5 protein-coding genes, 1 tRNA gene and 1 pseudogene are annotated in these 6,902 nt (G+C 39.0%); 4 read left to right on the top strand and 3 right to left on the bottom strand.

Annotated elements, in window-relative coordinates; all coding sequences use genetic code 11:
- Positions 1 to 133, bottom strand: a pseudogene (locus tag H6F32_RS16765) (photosystem II D2 protein (photosystem q(a) protein)); the annotation flags it as partial.
- Positions 134 to 433: 300 nt separating this feature from the next.
- Here H6F32_RS16765 and H6F32_RS16760 point away from each other — a divergent pair.
- The 4 genes from H6F32_RS16760 to H6F32_RS16745 all read left to right on the top strand — a co-directional run bounded on the left by H6F32_RS16760 (position 434) and on the right by H6F32_RS16745 (position 2,328).
- On the top strand, positions 434 to 709 hold the full coding sequence (locus H6F32_RS16760; RefSeq protein ID WP_190370445.1) for a hypothetical protein: 276 nt from the start codon (positions 434 to 436) through the stop codon (positions 707 to 709).
- Positions 710 to 723: 14 nt separating this feature from the next.
- The gene (locus H6F32_RS16755; RefSeq protein ID WP_190370444.1) at positions 724 to 1,404 is read left to right on the top strand and encodes an energy-coupling factor ABC transporter ATP-binding protein; all 681 of its coding nucleotides are present in this window, start codon (positions 724 to 726) and stop codon (positions 1,402 to 1,404) included.
- Positions 1,405 to 1,571: 167 nt separating this feature from the next.
- On the top strand, positions 1,572 to 2,120 hold the full coding sequence (locus tag H6F32_RS16750; RefSeq protein ID WP_190370443.1) for an NYN domain-containing protein: 549 nt from the start codon (positions 1,572 to 1,574) through the stop codon (positions 2,118 to 2,120).
- A 136-nt stretch (positions 2,121 to 2,256) separates the two neighbouring features.
- Positions 2,257 to 2,328: transfer RNA gene (locus H6F32_RS16745), tRNA-Asn, on the top strand.
- Positions 2,329 to 2,665: 337 nt separating this feature from the next.
- Here the strand turns inward: H6F32_RS16745 and H6F32_RS16740 are convergent.
- Together H6F32_RS16740 and cphA are read right to left on the bottom strand one after the other, a co-directional pair.
- Complete coding sequence (locus H6F32_RS16740; RefSeq protein ID WP_190370442.1) at positions 2,666 to 3,643, bottom strand: cysteine synthase A; 978 nt, start codon at positions 3,641 to 3,643, stop codon at positions 2,666 to 2,668.
- A 536-nt stretch (positions 3,644 to 4,179) separates the two neighbouring features.
- Entirely contained in the window at positions 4,180 to 6,882 is a 2,703-nt protein-coding gene (gene cphA, locus H6F32_RS16735; protein ID WP_190370441.1) for a cyanophycin synthetase, read from the bottom strand.
- Positions 6,883 to 6,902 lie beyond the last annotated feature (20 nt).

Here is a 6,902-nt window from a genome sequence, read left to right as displayed (position 1 = left end):
CTAAAGCCAGGAACGCACAGGGGAATAGTAATATTCCTGACCAACCTACGAAGACAAAGCGATCGCGTTTTAACCAGTCATCTAATACGTCAAACCACCCTCTACTGGGGGCGCGTCCAACTGCAATAGTCATGAGAATTTATCTCCAAAATATTTTATAATTACGGATGTTATGCGCTTATAGCTAGATATGATGTATTTAGCTATAAGCAGAAAATGAACCGGGTGATTAATCCAGTTTACAATTTTTTACGTTCTCTCATTTATCATAAGTGCAAATTGTTAATTTTTCTAGTCCATATCAAAAAAAAATTTATAAAAAAATTCATGATGATGATATTAACCATCACCAATAAGCATTTTTTCAGAAAAATCCTCTTCTGTTACCAACTAACGCTAGAATAATTCCTACAGTACAAATGTCATTTGCTAAATGTTTACCATTGACTTAAGCATCAGAAATACTGCTTTCCCCATATCAGTTCAACGTAAAACTGCTGAAGACGCTGAAGCTGTTTATCAGCTAATTTTAGCAGCCATGCGTTCTGGTAGTCCTGATCTTGTTGAACTCAAGTGCGAAGGCAAAATGGAAAAGAAGATCGCTGTTCGTGCTAGTGAAATCTCAGGAGTTCAAATTGTGCAGAAAGACGGTGCTGCCACCAGCAGTGGTAAACCACCAGGCTTTGCTGCTTTTACTGCTGTTGAATAACCATAGGATGTAATATGACAGCAGTAGGCATTGAAGTTACTGATCTAAACTTCTTTTGGCCTAATGGAGAGCAAGTAATTAAATCTTGCTCTCTCACAATTCCTCAAGGTGAATTTTGGATGCTTTTAGGTACAAATGGTAGCGGTAAATCAACTTTATTAAGATTAATTGCAGGCTTATTGACTCCTACATCTGGAGAAGCTAAGGTTTTAAATCCAGTGGGTTTTGTATTCCAAAATCCAGATCATCAGTTGGTTATGCCTACAGTTGGGGCTGATGTGGCTTTTGGTTTGGTGGAGGAAAAATTACCCCCAGCAATGATTAAAGCTAGGGTAGAAGAGGCTTTGGGAGCAGTAAATTTACTGTCTTTACAAAAACGTCCTATTTACGCGCTCTCAGGTGGACAAAAACAACGGGTAGCTATTGCAGGAGCGATCGCTCGTCACTGTGATGTGTTATTATTAGATGAACCTACAGCTTTACTTGATCCTGATAGTCAGTTAGATTTAGTGGCCAGCGTGCAAAACTTGGTAAAAAGTCGTGGTATTACGGCTTTATGGGTAACCCATCGGTTGGATGAGTTAGATTATTGTGATGGTGCTTTTTTACTAGAAAAGGGTATTTTAGTTGATCAAGGTGAACCAGAAAGGTTAAAACAGCGTTTAATGCAAGTAGAAAATATGAGTAGGGAGTAGCGAGAAAATTCTTGATTCTGACTCCTATAGGGGTGAACGACTGTTCACCCTTACTCCTAACTACTGACAGCAAATTTTTCCTGTAGCATATTGTTACAAGCAATACTTCAATTACTATGGTTCTTATGAACGATTTTGTTAACACTAGATAATTGTGATTAAGAACCATGTCTCCTTCCATAGTCTCAGCCGTACTGTTAGTAGACGGCTACAACATAATAGGCGCTTGGCCTTGTTTAAAGAAAACCCGTGATCATGTTGGACTGGAAGCTGCACGTAGTGAACTTGTGCAAACTATGACGAGTTATAGTGCTTTCCAAGGTTATCAAACCCAACTAGTTTTTGATGCTCAGTATCAAAACACGCCGAGTAATCGAGAAGTAATTACAGAACTGCTCACAGTTCATTATACAGATTTTGGGCAAACCGCAGATACATATATAGAAAAGACCTGTGCTTCTTTTCGCCATCAAATTGCCCAATCTTTAATTTCTCGTGTCATTGTTGCTACATCTGATCGAGCGCAGCAGTTAATGGTGCAGGGCTATGGTGCAGAATGGTTATCAGCCCATCAACTATGTGGAGAAGTGGAATCTACTGTCTGTCGAATGCGATATAAGTATCAATCTCGAAAATCATCTAAAGGGAGATTTTTGGCTAATGCTATTGATGCTAAAGCTAGGGAAAGGCTGGCTGAACTGCGAATGCGGTTGTAAATTGGTTGATAAACAAATCCCTGAAATCTAATAATATCAAAGGTTTTAGGGATTGATCAAAAAAAATTCTTTTTTTTTGGCAAAACCACTTGACATAATCTGTTGTTAGGGTTAACATAGGAAAAGTGATGAGCATTCCTCAGTAGCTCAGCGGTAGAGCGATCGACTGTTAATCGATTGGTCGCTGGTTCGAATCCGGCCTGGGGAGTTAATTTATTTATATTTCTACTGTCTACATTTAAGGTTCAGGTGAGAGTTTTACAACCAAACTTAAACTCTCCTAGCTAATTTGCTACGAGGTTTTTGTCAGTGCCTAAATGTTGCGGTATTATACTAAACACCGATTGGGTTTAGACTTTTGCAAAATCACGCAAAACCCCTACCTGTAGAATCAGATAATTAGTCTGTTTTAATTTTAACTATAAATCACCTTCATCAAGTTAAAATATTATAATTTACAAAACTTATAAGCGAATCTTGTCACAATAAGTTATTAAATTGACAAAGATAATTGCAGGCCTCTGGCCTGCACTACAAATTGCTAATTACCAATCACCATTTAAACCCTTACTTATCAACCAATCACGATTAAAAATCCTTGATTGATAACGAGAACCACTATCGCATAAAATGGTAACAATTGTATGTCCTGGACCCAATTGTTTAGCTAAAGCTACCGCCGCCGCTACATTAATACCTGTTGAACCTCCCATTAATAGACCATCTTTTCTAAGTAATTGATAAACTACACGCAATGCTTCATGATCATCAACTTGAATTGCGTCATCAGTAGGAACACCTTCCATATTGGCCGTAATACGACTATTACCAATACCCTCAGTAATAGAATTACCCTCCATTTTGATTTCACCAGTTTTTATATAACTATATAAACCACTACCCATTGGATCAGCAACCACACATTTTATATTTGGATTTTTTTCCTTTAAATACATTGCTACCCCTGCAAAAGTACCTCCTGTACCCGTTGCGGCTACCCAACCATCTATTCTTCCGTCGGTTTGTGTCCAAATCTCTTTACCAGTGGTTTCATAGTGGGCTTGACGGTTAGCTAAATTATCAAATTGATTTGCCCAAATTGCGTTTTCCATTTCTGAAGCGATTCTACCCGATAATTTAACGTAATTATTCGGGTCTTTGTAAGGTACAGCCGGAACAGGACGAACTTCTGCCCCCAAAGTAGTTAAAGCGTCTATTTTTTCTTGAGATTGGGTATTAGGGATGATAATTAAACATTTATAACCCTTAGCATTACATATATGTGCTAATCCAATACCTGTATTACCAGCAGTTCCTTCTACCACTGTACCGCCAGGTTTTAATAAGCCTTTTCTTTCTGCATCTTCAATAATATACAATGCTGCGCGATCTTTTACAGAACCACCAGGATTAAGAAATTCAGCTTTTGCCAAAATATGACAACCTGTTTCTTCACTAAAACTATTTAAGCGAATAAGAGGAGTATTTCCGATTGTACCAATAAAACCTTGTTTTATATCCATGTTGAATTTACCTGATTTTTTTGTTAACGACTATAAATTAAAGGAGGTAACATTTTTGTTTTTACCATCAAATTGCCCCTTTTTTATACTCATCTAATATTTAGTTATTTGCTGATTGATTTATGGTATTTTTTTTATTTGTCTCAATATCTTGCTTTTTTCTCTCTTGTTAACCCAGGAATAAAGATGAAGAAAAAGCCTAAAAATCTATGGTTTACTTAATATTTTACTTAATTGTATGATGAAAATGGAAATTTAGAAAAAACTGGACAACCTATAAGCTAATGTGCAGCACTCACTGTATAATTAAAAAACCTGAAGTTACAGTAGCACAAGCATCTTGCTTGTATTAATTATTCAAGTTAAAAGCACAACAGCTTAGGATTAGCAGATGTATTAATTTCCTCAATTGCTATAGAAAATAATTTAATTTTAGTCACGGTAAATACTAAACATTATCACAAAATTCAATCATTAAATAAGATCCCCGACTTCTTAGAGAAGTCGGGGATCTGAAATTCCCGAATTTTGTCACTTTAGGGAATAATATTCACCACAGAAGATGGAGGTAAACCATTTTGGGAATTGGGTATTTCATTAATGGTTTGCTTGGGTATTTCTTCTTCAATTACACCACGCAATTTAATTAATTTAATCGCCCTATTCACACTTTCAGGTAATATCACCACTAAACTACCATCTGTGGCCATATCCAACGCTTTATTAATCGCTGTGGTTTCATCTAAAATACTTTCATAGCGACTATTAGGTTTAACTTGGTTAATGCCTTGACTAATTAAATCACTAGCCGATCCGCGAGGTCTTCCTCTGGTATCATCATCTTCTTTAACAATAATATAGTCAAAGATGTCTGCTGATAGTTTACCCAAAGTAACAAAATCTTCATCACGGCGATCGCCTGGACCACCAACCACTCCTATGCGTTGTCCTGTATTCCAATTGCGAACAAACGCCCCCACTGCTTCATAACTCGCCGGATTATGGGCATAATCTACTAAAGCATGATATTTACCCAAATTAAATAAATTCATCCTACCTGGTGTTTGACTCACCGAAGCGCGGAATGTTCTTAAACCAGCGCGAATCTGCTCAATGGTGACATTTTGCACAAATGCTGCTAAACTAGCAGCTAAAGCATTGGCGATCATAAAGGGAGCTTTAGCATTCATTGTTAAAGGAATATTTTCTGCCCGCTCGATTCTATGGGTCCAATCACCTTTAACAACGGAAATATAACCATGCTCATATACTGCTGCTACTCCTCCTTTCTGAATATGCTTACGCACTAATTCAGAATCAGGATTCATAGTAAAATAAGCAATATTTGCTTTAGTTCTTTCTGCCATTGCTGCAACCCGATGATCATCAGCATTTAATACGGCGTAACCATTGGGAAATACCGCTTCTGCAACTACACTTTTTAAATGTGCTAATTGTTCAATGGTATCTATATCACCTATACCTAAATGGTCAGCCGAAACGTTTAAAACTACACCCACATTAGCCGCTTCAAAACCCAAACCAGAACGGAGAATACCGCCCCGTGCTGATTCTAAAACTGCTACTTCCACTGTGGGATCTTGCAGAATTACATGGGCGCTTTGTGGTCCAGTATTATCTCCAGATTCTACTAAGAAATCACCGATATAAGTACCATCTGTGGTTGTATAGCCTACTACTTTACCAGTTTGTTTATAAATGTGTGCTAACAAGCGAGTAGTTGTAGTTTTGCCATTTGTACCTGTAATACTGAGTATGGGAACACGACTAGATTGTTCATTAGGGAATAGCATATCCATTACTGCACCCGCGACATTGCGAGATTTGCCTTGACTGGGGGCAACGTGCATCCGAAAACCCGGAGCTGCGTTAACTTCCACCACTACCCCATCTAATTCTCGCAAAGGACGGCTAATATTGTCGGTGACAATATCTATACCCGCCACATCTAATCCAATAATTTTCACTACCCTTTGGGCTAACCAAATATTTTCCGGGTGAATTTCATCAGTACGATCTACAGCAGTACCTCCTGTACTCAAATTAGCTGTAGCTCGTAAATAGCACATTAGACCTTGGGGAAGGACGCTATTAATGGTATAACCTTGACGTTCTAACAATTGATAACTAGTACGGTCTAGTTCAATCTTAGTCAAGACATTATCATGTCCATCACCACGTCTGGGATCTTGATTGGTTTCTTCAATAAGTTCAGCAATGGTGGATCTACCATTACCAACTACGTGGGCTGGAACTCTTTCAGCCACCGCAACAACTTTACCATCTACAACTAAGACACGGTGATCTCGGCCAACGTAGTATCTTTCCACAATAATAGAACGGGAAACTTGTCGAGCCGCTTCATAAGCAGTTTCGGCATCTTCCCAGGTTCTAATATCCAGAGTGATACCACGGCCATGATTACCGTCCAGAGGTTTAATGACTATGGGATAACCTCCCACATATTCAATAGCTTCTTCAAGATCATCGAAGAAATTAATCACTGTACCTCTGGGTACAGGAACACCATTAGCATAGAGTATGCGTTTAGTTGCTTCTTTATCACAAGCTAATTCCACACCCAAGATACCCGTATTATTTGTCATGGTAGCTTGGATGCGTTTTTGATGTACCCCATAACCCAATTGAATTAAGAAGCGTGCTGGTAAAGACATCCAGGGGATGCCTCTTTTTTCAGCTTCTTTAATAATTGCTTCAGTGGAAGGTCCAAGGGAAGCATCACGCCAAAAGTCTTTTAGGTCTTGAATATCTTGATCTAATTCAGCCTTGGGATAACGGCCGCGATCAATAATACTTTGACATAACCTAACTGCTGCACGTCCAGCATAGCGTCCTGCTTCCTCATTCAAATACTCAATGACTACCTGGTAAATTCCAGGAGTGGCAGTTTCGCGGGTACGGCCAAAACCTACGTGCATTCCTGCCAGTTCTTGCAGTTCCAGGGCTATATGTTCAACAATATGACCCATCATTGTGCCTTCTCGTACCCGCATTAAAAAACCACCACGGCAGCCAGGGGAGCAGTAGTGACCTTCCAGACTGGGCAGCGCCTCTACTAGTCCTTCGTAAAAACCGGGTATTTCATTGGAGGGCTTGTCTGCTAGGTCTTCTAGGTCGAGACGCATGACGATGAGCTTATGGCGACGAATGCTCCAGTAGTTAGGGCCGCGTAAGGTCTGGATTTTGAGGATTCTCATGGGAATAGGTAGATGGAGAT

Source organism: Anabaena sp. FACHB-1237 (assembly GCF_014696225.1).
Classification (GTDB): domain Bacteria; phylum Cyanobacteriota; class Cyanobacteriia; order Cyanobacteriales; family Nostocaceae; genus FACHB-1237.
This window is presented reverse-complemented; position numbering and strand designations above follow the sequence as displayed.

Coding starts and splice junctions, on each gene's coding strand:
- H6F32_RS16760 (WP_190370445.1), top strand. CDS start 434: ATGTTTACCATTGACTTAAGCATCAGAAATACTGCTTTCCCCATATCA.
- H6F32_RS16755 (WP_190370444.1), top strand. CDS start 724: ATGACAGCAGTAGGCATTGAAGTTACTGATCTAAACTTCTTTTGGCCT.
- H6F32_RS16750 (WP_190370443.1), top strand. CDS start 1,572: ATGTCTCCTTCCATAGTCTCAGCCGTACTGTTAGTAGACGGCTACAAC.
- H6F32_RS16740 (WP_190370442.1), bottom strand. CDS start 3,643: ATGGATATAAAACAAGGTTTTATTGGTACAATCGGAAATACTCCTCTT.
- cphA (WP_190370441.1), bottom strand. CDS start 6,882: ATGAGAATCCTCAAAATCCAGACCTTACGCGGCCCTAACTACTGGAGC.